Below are 18,617 nucleotides of genomic sequence, written 5' to 3'. Positions count from 1 at the left end.
TTATCGGGAGGGTTAACCCAATTTTTACTGTATAAAAAACAGTTATTACATATCGATGTTTTTCTTTCTTCCTACATTTGCATACTATAAAAACATTAAATAATACAAGCCATGAGAAAACTAAGTCTTTTCTTACTGCTACTTTTTATCCTGACAAACGCCTCAGCCCAAAAAGCAACAGATTACAGAAAACAACAGAACTACAAAGAATGGGTACACATCGCCCCTAAATTTGACGATGATTTCTTCAAGACGGAAGAAGCCCAACGCATCGGTGACAACGTGTTACTCTATCAACAAACGACTGGAGGCTGGCCCAAGAATATCTATATGCCGGCAGAACTGACGGAACAAGAATATAATGCGGCACTAAAAGCTAAAGAAGATACCAACCAAAGTACCATTGACAACAATGCCACCACGACAGAAATAGAATATTTGTCACGGCTTTATCTGGCTACGCAAAAGGAGAAATATAAAGAAGGAGTGCTGAACGGTATTCAATATCTGCTCAAATCGCAGTATGAAAACGGTGGATGGCCTCAATTTTATCCGCGTCCCAAAGGTTATTATGTACAAATCACCTACAATGACAATGCAATGGTGAGAGTCATGAATCAACTTCGGAGCATATACGAAAAGAAAGCTCCGTACACTTTCCTTCCTGACAAGATCTGTGAACAAGCACGTAATGCATTTAATAAAGGGATAGAGTGTATACTCAAAACGCAGGTGCGCCAAAATGGAGAGTTAACAGTGTGGTGCGCCCAACATGACCGTGTCACTTTGGAACCCTGCAAAGCACGTGCCTATGAACTCCCGTCACTAAGCGGACAAGAGTCTGACAACATTGTATTACTGTTAATGTCACTTCCCCATCCATCTGCAGACGTTGTAAAATCCATAGAAGGTGCTATCAAATGGTTCCAAAAGTCTGAAATAAAAGGAATACAGAAGGAATATTTCACTAACAGTGATGGCAAAAAAGACTATCGCATGGTTCCCTGTGAAGACTGTCCTACTCTTTGGGCACGTTTTTATGATCTGGAAACAAACCGGCCTTTTTTCTGCGACCGTGATGGCATTAAAAAATATGATATATCGGAAATCGGACACGAACGCCGAAATGGTTATAGTTGGTATAACAAAGATGGAAGCAAGGTGTTGAAGAGATATGAAAAATGGAAAAAAGAACAGAATAAGTAATCATAACTGATGAAAGTTTGATGTTTACATTGCAAAAGTAAATATCCGAAAAATCGTTAAGTCCTTAAAATAAGAAGAGGGGCTGTCTAACAATAAAATAGTCAGACAGCCCCTTTATTAATTCAAGGCATTTACAGCCTCTTCTTATAGTTTTATCCCAACAGGTATCAACCGATTATTTTTTGCAATTCCACGGTTTCAACTGTTTGAAGAAGTCGTTACCCTTATCATCTACCAAAATAAATGCAGGGAAGTTTTCTACTTCAATCTTCCAGATAGCTTCCATACCCAATTCCGGATATTCCACACATTCGATGCTCTTGATGTTGTTCTGTGCAAGGATAGCTGCCGGACCTCCGATAGAACCAAGATAGAAACCACCATATTTCTGACAAGCATCTGTCACCTGCTGGCTACGGTTACCTTTTGCCAACATCACCATGCTGCCGCCATGACTTTGGAACAGTTCTACATAAGAATCCATACGTCCTGCCGTAGTAGGACCCATAGAGCCACACGCCATGCCTTCCGGAGTTTTTGCCGGACCTGCATAATAAATAGGATGATCCTTAATATATTGTGGCAAGTCTTCACCGCGGTCCAAACGTTCTTTTAGTTTAGCATGAGCGATGTCACGACCTACGATAATCGTTCCGTTCAATGACAGACGGGTAGCAACCGGATATTTAGTCAGTTCTTTCAGGATTTCAGGCATCGGACGGTTCAGGTCGATCTTCACAACATCACCTTCACCTGCCTGACGCAGTTCAGCCGGAATCAGTTCACCCGGATTTGAATCCAGTTTCTCAATCCAGATACCTTCCTTATTTATTTTACATTTGATGTTACGGTCGGCAGAGCAAGATACGCCCAAACCTACCGGACAAGATGCACCATGACGAGGCAGACGGATGATGCGTACATCATGAGCAAGATATTTACCTCCGAATTGTGCCCCCAACCCAATCTTGTGAGCTTCTGCCAATACTTCTTTTTCCAGTTCGACATCGCGGAATGCACGACCATATTCGTTTCCGGTAGTCGGCAGGTTATCATAGAAATGAGTAGAAGCTAATTTCACTGTCAACAGGTTCTTTTCAGCAGAAGTACCACCTATCACGAAAGCGATATGATAAGGAGGACAAGCGGCTGTTCCCAATGTTTTCATCTTTTCAACCAGGAACGGAACCAATGTACCGGGATTCAGGATCGCTTTTGTTTCCTGATACAAATATGTCTTGTTGGCAGAACCACCACCTTTTGTTACACAAAGGAATTCATATTCCATACCTTCGGTAGCTTCGATGTCAATCTGTGCAGGGAGGTTACATTTTGTATTTACCTCATCATACATATTCAGAGGCGCATTCTGTGAATAACGCAGGTTTTCTTCAGTGTATGTTTTATATACGCCCAGTGAAAGCGCTTCTTCATCAGAATATCCAGTCCATACCTGCTGTCCCTTTTCACCATGGATAATAGCAGTACCGGTGTCCTGGCAGAATGGAAGTACACCTTTTGAAGCAACTTCTGCGTTACGCAGGAAAGTCAATGCCACATACTTATCGTTTTCACTTGCTTCCGGATCACTCAGAATCTTAGCAACTTGTTCGTTGTGCGAACGACGAAGCATGAATGATACATCACGAAAAGCTGCATTAGCCATCGCAGTCAAACCTTCTTTTTCAATTTTCAGGATGGGATTTCCTTCAAACTCGCTTACTGATACATAGTCTTTTGTAAGCAGATAATACTCAGTTGTATCTTTTCCCTTTTCAAACATGGGCTGATACTTAAACGGAGGTGTTGCCATAAGTTTCTTATTTTATTACGTAATGTTAGTTAGTGTGGCAAAGGTAGTAATTAAGAATGAAGAATGGCGAATGATGAATGAAGAATTAAGAATGAATAACGGAGAAAAGCAGGAACAGCAAAAGACAATCATAAACTATAAACAACGAGCGGTAAACAAGCTATGCCATTCGTTGACATCTGCCGTTCACCGCTCACTATTTTATTTACAGTTTGCTATTTATCATATCCTGTTTATCATCCACAGTTCGCCATCTGCCACTCCTATTATGATTCGATTGCTTCAATCCGTTTGATTAACTCGTTTCCAAGAGCTGTTTTATCTTCAATATGTTTCAATACTGCTGTCACAAAGGTATTGCTTTCGAAATCACCGCGTACCTGCTCAAAATCCAGCTTCATTTCATCGTGAGAACCATCAGCACCGAATCCAGTCATGGAAGACAATGAAAATTCTTTCTTGGCATCCTCATATACCATCTTATCCAATCCGACAACAGCTTGCTGCCACGCTTTCACGATACCGATGATATCTTGTGCCGTAATCGTTTCCGGATCTAAGCCATAAAATTCCTGAATCTTATGATAAGCCCATGTCCATTCATAGGTATAATAATTCTCGTGCATTTCCGCGAAACTTGCATTGATGGATTTCAAACGATTGACTGTTCCATTCTCAATACCATCCAACAATCGGTCGATTTCACTCTTGGGAGCAATCAGTCCGGAAACATCCACCCATTCGCCAAGTCCGATTTCCGTGTCAGGTTTCAGTCGCTGACGGATTTCTTCATTGGTCTGGAAATTAATACCCTCCAATCGTTTTATGATGGAGTTTCCCAAGAACTTGTGAATGGCGATTTCATAAAAACGAATTCCGTTATTCAGAGAAGAGTTCTTGATTTTAGCACTCTGGTAGGAGTAGATCTCTGAAGTTTCACCGGATACACGTTTCAATTCTTTCAAAATGGAACGTCCTTTAAACATCTTCTGAATGGTATAAGGACTCAGCAGGTTATAATTGATATAATCCAGCCGGTTCGGATCTTTTCGCTTATCACGCTTTGGCCATTTCTGTGCGTCACGGATAGTACCTACACTTCTCAAATTAACTCCCGGAACAAGATAAGTGGTATTCCGCTGCTCTATCAGGTAAGAGAAAGGAAGATTGGAAGTATCGGCATGATTAACATGACGTCCCATTACCAAAGAGAAAGCCCCGACACGTGCCGGCCACAGGATATATGAATCGGAAGTGGTCTTCGCTCCTCTCTCCATCGTTCCCTGATGGATAGGACCTAACTTATACATGTGATTACTCTGATTGGACCCCGAACCCGCATTCATAAACGAGAACATACCGGCAATCAATAAAGTAGATTTATGGTGTGTCACAGTGAAAGGACCTGCAAAAATAGCACATGCCTCACCGTTCTCTCCCTGACAATTACTGAAGAATAAAGAATCGGAAGCGGAATAATTGTGTCCCAGTTTACAGGATTGTCCGACGAAACAACGAGTCAACATCGTGCCGTCATCCACTTTAGAGCCGGAAGAGATGATAAAGTCATCACAGATTACACCATGTCCGATATGTACAGGTGCCGTCACATTACTATTGACGCTGCCATTGGATAAGCGGCAGGTCCCACAGATATGGCAGTAATCACCAATCCGGACATTCTTGATCGAGCCCGTATTGAGAATCATCACATGATTGCCAATACTGCCGACAGCAGAAGCATGTTTATTGGAATAATAATCCGCAATAGATTTCATACGGTTTATCAGCTCGGGACGATGGCGGTACAGTGCAAGAATATATGCCTGGTGCGCAGACAATTTATCGTTCATCAACACCTCACGGCCTCCTGTTTCATTCAAGACAGCCACTTCTACCCCATTACCAAAAGTGCTTAACCTATCCACTAAAATAATATCTACATTCTCAATGAAGGTGTCACTGCCAATCTCATAATTAGCAATATAGTTCTGTATATTCTCAATACAGCAGTTATCGCCCACCGACACATTGTGCAACGTCACATGACGTAATCCCGAATGTTTCTTGATTCCCCCCGGCAATGTAAATTCAGCTTCGAATACCCCCAGTTTTACTTCACCCGAGAAACGGGTATGATGGACGTACTCACAATTAAAACCCTCTGCCACTGATACATTTCCCCAATCATCGGCCAGACATGACTGGCTCTTCAACTGAAGTATCTCATCTTCAGTCAATCTACGATAGTCTTTCATCTTAATAATGTGTTAATGTGCCCATATGCCAATGTGCCAATTCTGATACAGTACGCGCAATCAATTGGCACATCAGCATATTAGCATATTGATTATTCTTCCTCTTCTTCTTCGTAGGTCTGATAAAGAAAATCGTTATAGGGATATTTCTGAACGTGTAATTCTTTCACTCGCTGATAAACTACATTTTTCAGTTCGTCTATATTGATTCGTTCGCGGGCGGAAATAAAGAGGCAGTTATCCTCCATTTTTGCCATCCACGTCTTCATCAGTTCTTCGAGTGTTAAGTTTTCCTTTGTTCGGGGGGTAAGGTCGTCCGGCGCTTTCTCCACGTAGGTGTAAGCGTCTATTTTATTAAATACAAGTATCATAGGTTTGCCACTGCCTCCAATCTCTGCCAGGGTCTTGTTCACCACCTCAATCTGTTCCTCAAATCCGGGGTGGGAAATATCGACTACGTGCACAAGCAAATCTGCTTCACGTACCTCATCCAGGGTAGATTTAAAAGATTCTACCAAGTCGGTAGGTAACTTGCGAATAAACCCTACTGTATCTGACAACAGGAACGGTAGATTATCGATAATCACTTTGCGCACAGTAGTGTCTAAAGTAGCGAACAGTTTGTTTTCCGCAAACACTTCACTCTTGGAGAGAAGATTCATCATGGTTGATTTTCCCACATTGGTATAACCAACCAGTGCAACACGTATCATGCGTCCGCGATTCTTGCGTTGGGTAGCTTTCTGCTTGTCAATCTCCGCTAGACGTTCTTTCAGCAATGACATACGGTTCAGGATGATACGGCGGTCCATCTCAAGCTGTGTTTCACCCGGACCACGAAGTCCCACGGAACCTTTGCCACCACCGGCACCGGAACCACCTCCCTGGCGTTCCAAGTGAGTCCAAAGCCGCTGCAAACGCGGCAACATATATTTATACTGTGCCAGTTCTACCTGTGTCTTCGCATTGGCTGTCTGCGCACGCATGGCAAATATATCAAGAATCAGTGAAGTACGGTCCAGTATCTTCACTTTCAGTTCAGCTTCAATATTACGAATCTGTTTCGCAGAAAGCTCATCATCAAAGATGACCATTCCTACTTCACGTTCTGCTTCCTCTTCGTCATGGATATATTGTCTGATTTCTTCCAACTTTCCTTTTCCAACATAAGTTACAGAGTTAGCCGTCGGCAACTTCTGTGTAAATCGTTTCACAACTTCCGCCCCAGCCGTCTCGGCAAGGAAAGCCAGTTCATCCAGATACTCGTTTGTTTTACGCTCATCCTGCGTCTGTGTGATGAGTCCTACAAGCACTGCTGTTTCTACTTTGGCTTCGGATATTACAAATTCTTTCATTCTTTACTTCTATTATATATAATAATGTGGGCGCAAATATAACAAAAAAAAAGAGGACAATGTTTTATTGTCCTCTTTTTCGTATCATTTATGGTAATTCAATTATAAATCAAACCATAGTTTTTCCCAGATTTTCGGAGATTCTTTCGGTGCATTAATATTAGCTGTCATTTCTTCAGGACTATATTCCCATCTTCTGATCAATTCTTTTGAAGTTGCATCTTCCGGGACTTGCAATGTCGGAACCTCGTTTCCGGCAGTACCAGATCGCCTCCATTGTACAAACTCCTCAAACGGACGATCCATCAAATCAATCCATTGCTGCATATGAATCTCATACAGAGCTTTTTCCTGGGTCATCGTTGTCAATTCCGGTAAACCTGTAACATATGTATCAATATCGGATTCCGCAACTCCATAAAAAGCACATGCTTCACGAATTCCTTTCAGGTACAGTTCATTAGCTTTCGACAGATTTTGAGCAACTCCTAATCCGCGCGCATAAGCTTCTGCTTCCAAAAGTAGCTGTTCTTGACAAGAATAAATCAATTCCGGAGCGTCTCTTCTGAAAAGGTAGTTGCTTACAACAGATGACAGTAGATTTTCTTCATCATCCGTCTTTGCAGCCTCTCTATTACCCAACCCCCGGTATACACCATCCGCACCCGGTTCAAAATAACAGGGAATACGGGGATCATCACGTTCTTGCATCGGTTTCAACATATAATTGCTAGCAAAGAACAATATTTGTGTCCCCCCAACCAATTCTATAAGTTCATATTTAGGGTTCTGGTTACCCGGATCTGTAGAGTAAGGAAATACCAAATTGTCCGCTGCTGATGCAACCATTCCTCCAGCCTGCAGCAACGTACCAATAGCAGCAGCCTTAGAAGGGTCTTTATCTACCATAACCATCAATGTTCTAAACTTTAAAGACTTTGCCAAAGTCATCCATTTGTTCATATCACCTTTGTAATAGATATCGTACTCATCAATTGCATTAGCATCATTCAGATCTATAAGCTGTAATGCCTCATCAAGTAATGACAAAACACCATTCAATACACTTTCCTGAGAATCAAATTTCGGATATTTAATTGTTCCGTTCCAGGATTCTGTGAAAGGAATATCTCCCCACAACATCGTTGCCTCATACATATGCTCAGCCAAAAGAATCTTACACTGCGCAATAGCATTGTGATTCACCGGTTCTGACTCTTCTGCATTTTTAATAGCTAACATCAAATTATTGCCACCTACAGAATAATAATGTTTCCAGACATTCCCTGTACTATAAGGAGAAATAGTATATACAGATTCATCCCAGCCACCGTAATCAAGTCCACCATCAACTTGACACTGCGAACTCATAGATAAAGGAATATAAAAGTCACCACCAGTGCGTGTTCCAGCCCAGTTTACAGCTACATAGTTAAACAAATACCCGGGATCAACTTTCTCGGCAGTATTGGGATCATGGTTAATATCGAGCCAATCGCTACATGAAGTTAAACATGCCAAAGCGCTCAATGCGTATGTTAATATTTTCTTTTTCATTATCATATTCGTTTAAATCTTACAATGTTAATCTGACATTAAATCCAAAACTTCTGGTAGAAGGTATGCTGTTAAACTCTACACCACCCCCAATCTGAGAAGGACCGAAGAAGTTAGCTTCCGGATCAATATGTGGCACATGATCTTTAATAATCCATAAGTTACGTGCCTCAAAACCTAAATCCAATGATTTAACAAAAAAGCTCTTGAACCATTTGCGCGGGAAGCTATAAGACAACTGTACCTCTCTGAGTTTTACAAATGATGCATTATAGATATTCCCTTCATTATTACTAGAATTGGATATATGCTGCCAATAATCCTGCATACTTTTCACAGGAACATCATTAGGTCTATATGTTCCATCATCCTGAAGGATTACACCCGGCTCAATAAAGGAAGCATCTTCACGGTGAGCTATTGTTTCAGCAGCCAAACCGCTACTTCTTAAATTAGCTACAGTCTCTGAATACAAAGAACCTCCATGACGGATATCAATCAAGAAACTCAAGGTAACTCCCTTATAAGTAAATGTATTGTTGATTCCCATCGTAAAATCAGGATATACATCTCCTAAACGCACGTTATTAACAGTTTCTCTCAAACCTGTTTTAGAATTAATCACATAATTTCCTTGGTCATCACGTTTCCAACCCGTGCCATACAAGCCAAACGAATCTCCTTTAGCAGCCTTAATTTGTAAACCGCTCAGTCCACTCGTTAACGTATATTCATCAAGTCCTTCAGCTAACTCCTCCACTGTCTGCTTATTTGAAGCAAATGTTGCATCCAGGTCCCATTTAAAATCACGTGTTTCCACAGGAGTCAACCCCAAAGTTACTTCAACACCTTTATTGGCAATCTTCCCGGCATTAATATTATTGGCAAAGTAGCCTGTTGACAATGGGACATCAATACTTACAATCTGATTCTTTGTAATATTGCTATAATAAGTCATATCTAACCTAATTTTTCCACCGAAGAAACGCAAATCAGCTCCAACTTCAAAAGAACTTTGATTTTGCGGCTTCAAATTCTCATTTGGTAAGACACGAGGTCCCGTAAAGCCAACTAATCCCATATGGGGGAAAGTGTTAACATCACCCAGATATTGCAAAAAGTAAGTACTAGCGGGAGTATATTTAAATGCCAAATTGTACGGATCTTCATCACTACCCACATTAGCATAACTCAAACGAACCTTACCAAAATTCAGAATATCTTTGTTTTCCATCAACTCCGTAAAAATAAAACTACCACTTATGGAAGGATAGAAATAGGAACGATTATTGATCGGTAGAGTAGACGACCAGTCATTACGTCCTGTTACATTTACGAAAAGCATATCTTTGTATCCCAAACTAATATCTCCATATAAACCAACAAGACGTTTCTTTTCATAATAATTTACCGGAGTAGTAGACTTCGCATTAGTATATGTGTATAGCCCATCAACAACCAGATTCTGCGCCTGCACATTTTCATTTTTCCATTCCTCCTGATAGAGATTATGCCCCATCATTACCTTAAAATGATAGTCATTTGCAAAAGTCTTCTCGTAAGAAACCATTAAGTCATTATTTATAATTCTTTTATACAAATTCCAAGTCTGGAACTTTCCGTTCAAGGCTCCTACAGTCCCCTTTGCATACACCTTACGCCTTCCTTCTGTGTAAAAATCTGTTCCGGCATTATTGGTGATAGTCAATCCTTCAATCGGTTTATAAGTCAATGTAATATTACCAATCATACGATCTAAATTATTGGTAAACTTATTCTTATTAATAATCCAATATGGATTATTACTTTTACCTTCCGGATCTAATGTTATCTGCTTTCCATTCTCATCAATCCAATTCTTTTGAATATCATGTATATCAATAGTTCTAGGCAATCCGTTGATCAATGGAATCAGTAGGTTGCTATCATTTGCACCTTGTGCCGGACGACCTTCAGAATCGGAACGTATATATTGAGCAGAAATACGACCAGTGAAGTTCTTAGTAAAATTCATACCCGCATTGACAGAAAAAGCGTATTTATTGTAGTCAGACCCAGGTACAACACCAGTCTGATTAGTAGAAGTAAAGCTCAAGCGGAAGTCGGCCTTTTCACCACCACCCGCAACTGATACATTATTAATATAACTCATTCCAGTTTCATAGAAATCCTTTACATTATCAGGATTTGCTTTCAAAGTCACTTTGTCACCTTTGTAATCTGTAAACTGTTGATCTTGTACCGATGAAATCTTCGGTCCCCAACCATTCAACATTTTCACATTATATACGCCATAACTACCTTGTGCATATTCATTTTGAAAATCAGGTAACTTCAGTACATTTTCAAATCGTGTAGAAGAGTTTACTGTTACAAATACCGGAGAGTTCTTTTTTCCCTTCTTTGTAGTAATAACAATAGCACCATCCTTTGCACGCGCTCCATACAATGCAGTTGCAGCTGCTCCTTTCAATACATTGATAGATTCAATATCGTCTGAATTGATATCCCCTGCACGGTTACCAACATCGACTATACCATTAGTTCTGTCAGGATTATAAGAACCATTGTCAATTGGAAGCCCGTCAATAATAAATAAAGGAGAAGAAACGGAACCAATAGAAGAGGCACCACGAATCTGTATACTTGAACTACCACCTACCGTACCAGATGATTGGGCTATTTGCAGTCCCGCAATCTTACCAGACAATGAGTTAAGTACATTACTTTCACGTGCTTTAGTTATTTCATCTCCCTTCACACTAGATACGGCATAACCTAGGGATTTTTCCGATCGCTTAATCCCCATAGCTGTCACTACAACCTCATCTAGATTTTGGGAATCAGACTTTAGCACAACTTTTAAAGTTGGTTTGATCACCACTTCTTGTGTCTGCATACCAATATACGAAATCTGCAAAGTCTTTGCAGAACTTGGTACATTCGACAAATTAAAATTACCATCTACATCTGTGATTGTACCCAGAGTGGTACCTTTTACCAACACAGAAGCGCCAACAACTGGCTGCCCGTCTTCTTCAGAAATCACAACGCCTGTGACCTTTTGAGTCTGGGCAGTTACTAGGCCTATGCCCACAAAAAGGCATGCCAATAACAGCATTAATTTTCTTTTCATAAATTCTCTCTTAAAGTTTAACTTTACATTATTTGTATCTTTACTCTAACAATTTGCAAATATATTAATAAAACTGAAACTAGCAATTATATTAATAAAAAAAGGTTGCAAATATAACATTTTGTTATTTTACAAGCTGTATTTATGCCGATAAGCATATTTTTTTCAACCAAAAGCTTTGATTGCTAAAACAGCAATTGACACTTTGCATAAGCAAAATGCCTCTTTTAATATTTCTTTTACTCGTTTTTAGTCATAAAACACCTTTAAAAGCCATTCTTTTTGCTTTTTTCGTGAAAAAGCGAATAAAAAAGTGGCATTTAATTTAAAGTTTTGTGAATACCAAGTGATTTGAAGATTTATTTTTTAGAGATATTAATGCTTATTCGCCTCTGATATAGCACAGAATTACGTCTAATTTGTTCTATTATTAATTAAAAAATGAAAGTATGGAAAAGATCAGTTACAACCTTGTGTTTAACAGAAAGAAGAGATTGAATAAAAGAGGAATGGCATTAGTTCAGGTAGAAGCCTATCTGAACAGGAAAAAGATGTATTTCTCCACCAAAATATATCTCAAACCGGAACAGTGGGATGCCAAACGAAAAATGGTGAAGAATCATCCTAATGCGAATGTTTTGAATCGTATGTTATATGAAAATATAGCAGCTATTGAGCAAACAGAACTTGGACTATGGCAACAGGGAAAGTCCATATCGTTAGATTTATTAAAAAATTCTATTGATAAACCTCTAAGCAATGGAAGGTCGTTTTTGACTTTTTTTAAAGAGGAGATAGCCAATTCTTCTTTGAAAGAAAGTACCCGTCAAAATCACCTTTCCACGCTTGAATTACTTCAGGAGTTCAAGAAAGAGGTATTATTTACCGATTTGACATTTGAGTTTGTGTCTTCATTTGATAATTATCTGCAATCTAAAGGTTATCACCTTAATACTATTGCCAAGCACATGAAGCATCTGAAACGATATATTAATGTTGCAATAAATAAGGAGTATATGGATATACAGAAGTATGCCTTTAGAAAATATAAAATTAAAAGTATAGAAGGAAGCCATACACACTTAGCTCCGGAAGAGTTACACAAATTTGAGAATTTGCAGCTGACTGGAAGATATACGAGACTGCAAAAAACAAAAGATGCTTTTTTATTTTGCTGTTATGCTGGATTACGATATTCTGATTTCACTAATCTGACCTCTGCAAATATTGTTGAGTTCCATCAGGAGACTTGGATAATATACAAATCTGTCAAAACAGGTATGGAGGTACGCCTTCCTTTATATTTATTATTTGAGGGTAAAGGAATCCAGATATTGCAACGCTATAAAGATGACCTCAATAGTTTTTTCAAGTTGAAAGACAATTCTAATATTAATAAGGAATTAAACATATTGGCAGGCTTGGCTAAAATTGATAAACGTGTATCGTTTCACACCGCCCGTCATACAAATGCTACCTTATTATTATATAATGGTGCCAATATAACTACTGTACAAAAACTGTTAGGACATAAAAGTGTAAAGACCACGCAGGTATATGCGAATATAATGGATATTACAGTGGTGCGTGATCTTGAGAAAACTGCCTCATCAAAAAAATAATAATAAGCACAAAAACTAAACGAAAGTGTTCTGTTTTTAAGATTTGGTTATAGAAATGGAAGGTATAATTCTCTCTAATAGAAGAACAGTGTGTATAATTAAATGAAAGAATATGCAATATAAGTTCCGAAAACGCATATATATAATCTAAAGATACATCATAATTACGAATATTATCACTCGTCCCATTTAAAGGAATAAAACGTTCCTTTAAAAGGAACGAGTCATTGGTCGTAGAGAAGCCCTTGCTTTCTTTAAAAGGAAAGGATTAAAAGCTAATTTATAAACTTGACAGCCTCTAATAGCTATTAAAATCTGGCATTTGGGGTTCTTTCATTTTAGCATCAGATAAATGATAAATACCTCTTTTTGCATAATTAGATGTAATTACACAATCTCTTTGATACAGAAAAAGCATATAACCATCCAATATAAATATTCATCAATCATATTCTCTGCGATTTTGGAGGATATTTGAATCCACCCCTGCATATTTTAAAATATACAGTAATAAAATATGCATTTTTTCATCTGGAGTTTTTCTTTTTCTTAGATTACCGTTTGCTAATGAATATATTATTATAGTCAATAATTATTGGATATAATTTAGAACAAGAAAACCATCTTCAACAGTTAAGATGGAAATAAGTTTTAGCTTATATCATATAAGATAAGAACTTAAATAATTAATTAATAGATGGTTATGCCCTATTTTTGATAGAAATCTGGTATCATAAATCAGTAAATTAATATGTTTGGTAGGTGCTTAATATATTGATAATCTGCATAATAACTACAACAAAAATTTATTTCCGAAGGAAAGCAAACATCATATATATTGTTAGTAATCAACATATTATAGTTGTATTTAGTTCTGCAAAGACTTTGCAGATTTCGTACATCGGTATGCAGACGCAGGAAGTGGCGATAAAGCTCAATTTGCGAGTGGTTCTCAAATCTGATGCACAGCTAATAGATGAGGTTGTGGTAACCGGATATGGGGTAACTAAAAAAGCGGCATTTACGGGATCTGCCCAAACGGTGGATAATAAGGACTTGATGAAAAAAACAGATGCAAACTTTATGAAGTCTTTGGAAGGATCAGTAGCTGGTTTACAAGTAAATAGCTTGACTGGACAACCTGGTGCATATGCTTCTACTACTATTCGTGGGGTTGGTTCAATGAACTCTGGAACTGAACCTTTATACGTAATTGATGGTATTGCCATTTACACAGACAAAATGGGGGCTTATAACAAAGCCGGGACAGGGGATATGGCGGCAAGTCCGATGGCTAATATCAATCCTAACGACATTGAGTCCATCACAGTTTTGAAAGATGCTACAGCTACAGCTATTTATGGAGCTCGTGCAGCGAATGGAGTAATTGTAGTTACTACTAAAAAAGGTAGTCTGGGAAAAGCGCGTTTTAATGTGAATGCAAAAGTCGGAACTAGTTTTGTAGGTAAGATAGATCATAATTATCGTACGACAAATCTGGATAAATACAAAGAGATCTGGACCGAAGGACTAACAAATGCAGGATATGACGGTGAGGATGGCATGACTTCTGCTGAATGGCTGAATGCCTATGTTATGGATTGGTATAATGTGGACTTGACGCAAAATATCAAGAGTGTGGATTGGCTGAAGGAGATTCTGCAAAATGGTTTTTCACAAGAATATGATATCAGTGCTCAAGGTGGGAATGAAAATTTGCGCTATTATATTAGTGGAGGATATTTTCAGAACACAGGTATCGTCATCGGAACTGGAATGAAACGCTATAGCGGACGTATTAGTTTAGATGGAAAAAGCGGGCGGATAGGATATGGACTTTCTGTGAATGGAGCACTCTCCGATATAAACAACACTATGACTGAAAGCCAATATACTAATCCTATTGTAGCAGTATATGACATCCGTCCGTTTGAACAGGTGCGCAATGAAGACGGAACATATAATACAAATGTTAATTATAATCCTGTAGCTATTAACGATAAAGAAAAAGGTGATAAACGCAATCAAAAGCAGATTACATTGGTTGTGAATCCATATTTTACTTATAATATTATTGATGGCTTAACATGGAAGACAAATGCAGGATTGAGCTTGATTGACTTGGACGAGTTCTTTTACAGTTCAATTTATAATCCTCAATATTCCGGTAGTGGTATGCTTGGTCAAAGAAACCAGGAAAGAGCAACAACCTTGACCATTACCAATACCGTAAACTTCAACCGCACTTTCAAAGACATGCATCATTTGAATGTGTTGTTGGGACAAGAAGCACAGAAAATATCTTATAGAACAATTTATGCAGCTGCCAGTGGATATCCTAGTGATGCTGTTTTTGAATTGGACAATGCTTCCAAGCCAACAGGGGCGGGATCTTCAACCAAAGCAAGCACTCTTTCTTCATTCTTTATGAATGCAGAATATAACTTGAATGATAAATATTATCTGTCAGGCAGTTTCCGTTATGACGGCTCGTCAAGATTTGGTGTAAACAACAAATGGGCTCCTTTTTGGTCTATAGGAGCAAAATACCGAATCTCTAACGAAAGCTTTATGGAAAATACCAAAAATTGGTTGACAGATTTGACTATCAGAGGTAGTTATGGAACTGTAGGTAACCAGGATATTGGTTATTATGCAGCAATGGGATTGTATAATTATGGATATTCTTATAATGGCAAACCTGGAGCTATTCCTTACCAAATAGCCAATCCGGATCTTAAATGGGAGACTGTTGCGAAAGCCGATATCGGTATCCATGCTGTTTTCTTCGAAAGACTGACACTCGAAGTAGACTATTATAACCAACGGACAAAAGATATGATATTTGATGTACCACTTTCTTACACAACTGGATTCGGATCTATCCTGAAAAATGTAGGTGAGATGGAAAACAAAGGTATAGAATTCTTAATTAACGCTAACGTACTTAGAAATAAAGATTTCAGTTGGGATGTTCGTTTCACTGGTACGGCAAATAAAAATAAAATCATAAAACTTGCTACAGAAAAACCAATTGAGAATACTCTAACTATCAGAAAAGTTGGTGAAGCGTATAATACGTTCTATATGCCGGAATATGCAGGAGTGGATCCTGAAACAGGAGAAGCAATGTGGTATAAAGGACAAGAAGGGGATGAGAAAACAAAAAATGTAAATGAGGCCGGTCAGCGAATTGTAGGTTCTGCCGATCCTAAATTTTATGGTGGCTTTGGAATGAATTTCAAATACAAAGGTTTTGACTTCTCTTTTGATACCAGTTTCACCTTGGGAAATAAAGTATATAACTCCGGATTTGCATTTGATATGCAGGTTGGACATTATTTCTTAGGCCCGGTATCTAACTACGTTTATGACAACCGCTGGCAAAAGCCGGGAGATATAACCGACGTACCCAAATTTGTAGCTGGAGACAACTCGGGAGCAGAAACTAATTCCAGCCGTTTCTTAATGAATGGTTCTTATTTAAGAATGAAATCCATGGTTTTAGGATATACTCTTCCGAAGAACCTTATGAATAAGGTGGCTATTGACAATTTAAGAGTTTATATCTCTGCTGACAATTTGTTCACTATCACTGCTAAAGATTTTATAGGATTTGATCCACAAACCAGATCTACCGGTATGCAGTCTTGGGCATATCCTGTACCTAGAAATATCATGTTCGGTCTTAATCTTAGCTTCTAAAAAAATAACTTTAGAAATTTATGACAATGAAGAAAATATTATTTGCTTTATTAACCGGTTGGATGGCAATTTCATTCACCGCATGCGATGACTTCTTGACAGAAACGCCATCAACTTCTGTTCCGACAGAAGAAGCCTTGGTTACTACCCAAGATTTTCAGAACGCTCTAAATGGTGTATATTACACATTAGGTTCATATCGTTTTCTGGGACGTGATGTATTAGCAATTGGAGATGCGCCAACGGATATCACTTCACATTCCGTTGCAACGTCTCATTTCTATGACATCTTCCGCTATCAGATACTGGATACTAATTCATACATAGAAGAAATATGGGCATACGGATATTGGGCTATCGACCGTTGTGCACGTATCATTAAAGAAGGTGCTTCATTTAAAGAAGTAACAAAGGGGGATCTGGCAGAAGTGGAAGGATGCATCGCTCAAGCCTATGCAATTAAAGCCCTCTGCTCTTTCTATTTGACTAACATGTTTGGTTTGCCATATTCGGAAGCCAACAAAACGACATTAGGTATCGTAAACGTTACTGAACCCGTCCCTGCCTATTCACAGGTGTCAAGAGTCAGTGTAGAACAAAATTATAGCCTGATTCTTGATGATATAACGAAAGCTAAAGAATATTATGCTAAAGAAGGTGTTGAAAATGTAGGTAAACAGTATATGAATACGGCTGCAGTTGCTGCACTTGAAGCTCGCGTAAAACTCTATATGAAAAATTACGAAGGGGCTATTACAGCGGCTCAAGAGGCAATAACCCTAAGTGGTGGTACAGTTGTATCAACCAAAGAAGACTATAAGAATATGTATACGACATTGGCTGTTTCGACAGAAGACATTTTCTTTATAGCAAAAGCCGAAGATGATTATTTGTCCGCTAATGCTCTGAATACTTTATGGAATAAATACGGTTTGTCTATTAACAGCGCAACAGTAGCAGAATATTCACCTAATGATATTCGGCTGGCGCTTCTTGGCGGTACGTGGACTGGTGGAAAAATGCGTGGTATCACAACCAATAATCAGATTTCTAATTTGCCAGTTTTCAGACTGCCTGAAATGTATTTAATACAGGCAGAAGCATATGCAAAACAGTCAACTCCTAATTATGGAAAAGCTAAAGAAAAGCTATTGGAAGTAGCTTCCAAAAGAAATCCGGATTTGGATGACAATGAAATAGCAGAGGATCAAACGGTTATTGATGCCATTGATAAAGAAAGAAAATTAGAACTGGTTCAAGAAGGACATCGCTTCTTTGATGCAAGAAGATTAGGTAAAATTATTAGTGTAGCAGATGGATCGTACACTAATTTCAACATCGCAAAATTTGTGTACCCAATACCTTCTTTTGAAGTCAATTCAGGTTTTGGAGTTATACAAACAGAGGGATGGAGTAATAATTTACCTCGATAAAACATTTTTTAATATTGCCTCCATATAAGGATAAGTTTTAAATAAATAGATGAGACCTGCAATTTCGATTAATTCTAAAATTGCAGGTCTTATTATTTATAAATATATACATAAGTAGTTTTACGTAAGAAACAATAATTCGCTTGCAAAATTTCAATGAATGTCATATTTACCTTGACTAATAATCAACATTTGAATATTAGTCAGAATTAGTTTGTTGCAATTTTCTTCATATAGTATTCTCTTACTAAATAAATATCACGCTTATTATCAGATAATTAAGTCCATTTTGGGTAGAGATTAAGTATTACATATATAGACTGGCAATAATAACGAATTTATTTAATTAGCTAATAATTAAGCATATATGTATCATTAATTAAGAAAAGAAAAAGCTCTCCACGCCTAAATATTAGATATTACATCATTGATAATCAATAATATACAAAATATTTAGTTCTGCAAAGACTTTGCAGATTTCGTATATCGGAATGCAAACACAAGAAGTAGTTATTAAGCCAAATTTGAGAGT

The 18,617-nt window shown here is 38.2% G+C and carries 10 protein-coding genes; 5 read left to right on the top strand and 5 right to left on the bottom strand.

The window, feature by feature from the left end:
- Positions 1-111 precede the first annotated feature (111 nt).
- On the top strand, positions 112-1,206 hold the full coding sequence (gene pelA / locus AB5217_RS12275) for a pectate lyase (RefSeq protein WP_032843034.1): 1,095 nt from the start codon (positions 112-114) through the stop codon (positions 1,204-1,206).
- A gap of 175 nt (positions 1,207-1,381) precedes the next feature.
- Here the strand turns inward: pelA and AB5217_RS12270 are convergent, their stop codons facing one another.
- A complete protein-coding gene (locus AB5217_RS12270) occupies positions 1,382-3,019 on the bottom strand; it encodes a fumarate hydratase (protein ID WP_004306525.1) in 1,638 nt (545 codons plus the stop codon).
- 34 nt (positions 3,020-3,053) lie between these two features.
- Here AB5217_RS12270 and AB5217_RS12265 point away from each other — a divergent pair, with 34 nt between their 5' ends.
- Positions 3,054-3,314: a hypothetical protein gene (locus AB5217_RS12265; RefSeq protein WP_229097412.1), complete on the top strand. Its 261-nt coding sequence runs from the start codon at positions 3,054-3,056 to the stop codon at positions 3,312-3,314.
- On the opposite strand, the gene AB5217_RS12260 is transcribed toward AB5217_RS12265, so the two are convergent.
- The 4 genes from AB5217_RS12260 to AB5217_RS12245 form a co-directional block, all read right to left on the bottom strand.
- Entirely contained in the window at positions 3,286-5,277 is a 1,992-nt protein-coding gene (locus tag AB5217_RS12260; RefSeq protein ID WP_070782719.1) for a DUF4954 family protein, read from the bottom strand. The two genes, AB5217_RS12265 and AB5217_RS12260, sit on opposite strands and share 29 nt — an antisense overlap.
- Positions 5,278-5,369: 92 nt before the next feature.
- Positions 5,370-6,632: a GTPase HflX gene (gene hflX / locus AB5217_RS12255; protein ID WP_004326261.1), complete on the bottom strand. Its 1,263-nt coding sequence runs from the start codon at positions 6,630-6,632 to the stop codon at positions 5,370-5,372.
- 102 nt (positions 6,633-6,734) lie between these two features.
- Positions 6,735-8,195 (bottom strand): SusD/RagB family nutrient-binding outer membrane lipoprotein, encoded by a 1,461-nt coding sequence (locus AB5217_RS12250; protein WP_032848933.1) that lies wholly within the window; start codon positions 8,193-8,195, stop codon positions 6,735-6,737.
- A 13-nt stretch (positions 8,196-8,208) separates the two neighbouring features.
- Positions 8,209-11,325, bottom strand: a complete 3,117-nt coding sequence (locus tag AB5217_RS12245) for a SusC/RagA family TonB-linked outer membrane protein (RefSeq protein WP_229093183.1) — start codon at positions 11,323-11,325, stop codon at positions 8,209-8,211.
- 449 nt (positions 11,326-11,774) lie between these two features.
- Here AB5217_RS12245 and AB5217_RS12240 point away from each other — a divergent pair, with 449 nt between their 5' ends.
- The 3 genes from AB5217_RS12240 to AB5217_RS12230 all read left to right on the top strand — a co-directional run bounded on the left by AB5217_RS12240 (position 11,775) and on the right by AB5217_RS12230 (position 18,085).
- Positions 11,775-12,947, top strand: coding sequence for a site-specific integrase (locus tag AB5217_RS12240; RefSeq protein ID WP_004326266.1), 1,173 nt, complete (start codon positions 11,775-11,777; stop codon positions 12,945-12,947).
- Between the two features lie 906 nt (positions 12,948-13,853).
- Positions 13,854-16,652 (top strand): SusC/RagA family TonB-linked outer membrane protein, encoded by a 2,799-nt coding sequence (locus AB5217_RS12235; RefSeq protein WP_234128299.1) that lies wholly within the window; start codon positions 13,854-13,856, stop codon positions 16,650-16,652.
- 20 nt (positions 16,653-16,672) lie between these two features.
- Entirely contained in the window at positions 16,673-18,085 is a 1,413-nt protein-coding gene (locus tag AB5217_RS12230; protein ID WP_032846421.1) for a RagB/SusD family nutrient uptake outer membrane protein, read from the top strand.
- The last annotated feature ends 532 nt before the right edge of the window (positions 18,086-18,617 follow it).

This window comes from Bacteroides sp. MSSM.1001136sp1_RTP21357st2_D2_RTP21359_211015 (assembly GCF_040913205.1).
In the GTDB taxonomy this organism is placed as follows: Bacteria; Bacteroidota; Bacteroidia; order Bacteroidales; family Bacteroidaceae; genus Bacteroides; species Bacteroides ovatus.
The sequence above is the reverse complement of the archived record's forward strand: the minus strand, read 5'-3'. Positions and strand labels throughout refer to the sequence as shown.

Excerpts from the sequence above, each read along its gene's own strand:
- AB5217_RS12240 (WP_004326266.1), top strand. The coding sequence starts at position 11,775 with ATGGAAAAGATCAGTTACAACCTTGTGTTTAACAGAAAGAAGAGATTG.
- AB5217_RS12250 (WP_032848933.1), bottom strand. The coding sequence starts at position 8,195 with ATGATAATGAAAAAGAAAATATTAACATACGCATTGAGCGCTTTGGCA.
- AB5217_RS12270 (WP_004306525.1), bottom strand. The coding sequence starts at position 3,019 with ATGGCAACACCTCCGTTTAAGTATCAGCCCATGTTTGAAAAGGGAAAA.
- AB5217_RS12245 (WP_229093183.1), bottom strand. The coding sequence starts at position 11,325 with ATGAAAAGAAAATTAATGCTGTTATTGGCATGCCTTTTTGTGGGCATA.
- pelA (WP_032843034.1), top strand. The coding sequence starts at position 112 with ATGAGAAAACTAAGTCTTTTCTTACTGCTACTTTTTATCCTGACAAAC.
- AB5217_RS12230 (WP_032846421.1), top strand. The coding sequence starts at position 16,673 with ATGACAATGAAGAAAATATTATTTGCTTTATTAACCGGTTGGATGGCA.
- AB5217_RS12260 (WP_070782719.1), bottom strand. The coding sequence starts at position 5,277 with ATGAAAGACTATCGTAGATTGACTGAAGATGAGATACTTCAGTTGAAG.
- hflX (WP_004326261.1), bottom strand. The coding sequence starts at position 6,632 with ATGAAAGAATTTGTAATATCCGAAGCCAAAGTAGAAACAGCAGTGCTT.
- AB5217_RS12235 (WP_234128299.1), top strand. The coding sequence starts at position 13,854 with ATGCAGACGCAGGAAGTGGCGATAAAGCTCAATTTGCGAGTGGTTCTC.